This window comes from Propionigenium maris DSM 9537, assembly GCF_027925155.1.
Classification (GTDB): domain Bacteria; phylum Fusobacteriota; class Fusobacteriia; order Fusobacteriales; family Fusobacteriaceae; genus Propionigenium; species Propionigenium maris.
In genome coordinates, this window is sequence record NZ_BSDY01000053.1 from 1 (window position 1) to 1,883 (window position 1,883).

Below are 1,883 nucleotides of genomic sequence, written 5' to 3' on the forward strand. Positions count from 1 at the left end.
CCATCAGCAATTGGTCCTTAACTACGTAAAATATAGACAATCTCTAATTCTTACTTTCTTATATTTAAGTATATCATTTATAAGGAGATTTTTTAACTTTTGGTGATAATTTAAAATACATTATCATCATAAAATAATTTGAGAGTTTTTTTAGTTTTAAGGAATTGGAATATGTTTATTTATTAATATAAACAATAACTGAAATAGTTTGACTTCTCTGCCCTTTAACTACTCTTATTTAATTAGCTCGATGATCCTCATAACTTTTTCTGTGTGAACAATAGCTTCTAAAGCTGCCGTAGCTAATTCTATAATTTGGTTTAAGAATATAATAGTTAAACCATCTTTTCACGTACCACTCAATCCCTCTCATAAATCCCCCCTTCTTAAAAAAACTCTCACGAACATTATGCCTCGAATGATTGATACATCATAAAAAAATAAAATCTTAAAAACAAATATTAAGTTCATTAATAATGTACAGTAAATTAAAAGTGAATTTTTTATGCACTTATTCTTTTTATAAGCCTTTATTTATAAAGCTTAGTCTTGTTAATTTAATTTTAGAGATTTACTTGAAAATTTAAAAAACTTTTATTCCTTTAATAAAAAAAAAGAAGGTCATTGTTGACCTTCTCAATTATTTCTTAGCCTTCCTTATTAATCCGCAGCCGTCAGTAATTGATCTTTAACTAAGTAAAATATATATGCTATAAGTCCATTAAATTTTTCTTCACCTTTTACAGTATTACTTATATTATATTTTTTCAAACCTAAGAACAAGTGATGATTTTTATCGAAAGATCTCTGACAAAAAAGGACAACCATGTTGTGTAAGGACTGCAAATATAGAGAGGCCTATATGGGTGTAATGGTTCTCTGTGTGCAGGGATCTGGAGACAAGAGATACACAAAACCTATGAAGGTATACCACTAAGGAGTGAGTAAGGGTTATGAAAGAAAAGTCTAATTATAGGTTTTCAAAATGCTGTAAATCATGTACCTGGTATAAAATGAAGAATAAACTTAAACAGGAAATATGTAACTACCGTGGCGAAAGAATAAACTCACTGTACACTTGCGATGAGTGGGAAAAGAGAGGGAAGGATTAAATGAATGTGGCAAGGAATGAAGTAATCTTGAAGGTATTGGAAAAATAAAAGGAGCCATAAAGGCTCCTGTGTAAACTCTCCTTAAAAAAGACGCAAAGTGAGGTAGTGTTTATTTAAGCTTTCTTTTTACGATAAAGAAAATTTAGATTAAAAGGTTTCTAACTACCTCTAAAGCCTTCTCATAGTTAGGTTCACTTGTAATCTCCTCCAGATACTCAGCGTACTTAATAATCCCATTATTATCTACTACAAATACAGCTCTGGTAAGTAGGTGAAGCTCCTCAATAAAGCATCCATACTTCTTTGCAAAATCCTTATATTTATAGTCTGAAACAACAGTTAGGTTTTTAATACCTTCGTCTTCACAAAACCTTGCTTGAGCAAATGGAAGGTCTACTGAAACAGTAGTGACCTCTACTCCCTCTAACTCCTCTAAAGCCATGTTAAACTTAGTAGTTTGAAGAGAACACACTGGGGTATCTAGAGATGGAACAACAGAGATCACTCTAATTTTATCAGACTCTTGGTAATTAAAATCGGTTAAATCTAGATTAATAGCAGTAAAATTTGGAGCCTTCTCCCCTAGTGCTACTTGTCTGCCTAAAACTGTTAGCGGGTTACCTTGAAACGTTACTTTCATAAAAAAATCCTCCTTAAATTAAAAGCTTATAAAGTATATTCCATTATAAAATCTAGTCTGCAAACACTCATTAAAGTATTATGAATTACTTGACACCAAATGACAAAGTACAATGATAGTATGTTTGCAAA

1 protein-coding gene is annotated in these 1,883 nt (G+C 30.9%); it reads right to left on the reverse strand.

Annotated elements, in window-relative coordinates; genetic code table 11:
- Window positions 1-1,254 precede the first annotated feature (1,254 nt).
- Window positions 1,255-1,752, reverse strand: a complete 498-nt coding sequence (gene tpx / locus QMG11_RS19910) for a thiol peroxidase (protein ID WP_281838201.1) — start codon at window positions 1,750-1,752, stop codon at window positions 1,255-1,257.
- Between the last annotated feature and the right edge of the window lie 131 nt (window positions 1,753-1,883).

Coding starts and splice junctions, on each gene's coding strand:
- tpx (WP_281838201.1), bottom strand. CDS start 1,752: ATGAAAGTAACGTTTCAAGGTAACCCGCTAACAGTTTTAGGCAGACAA.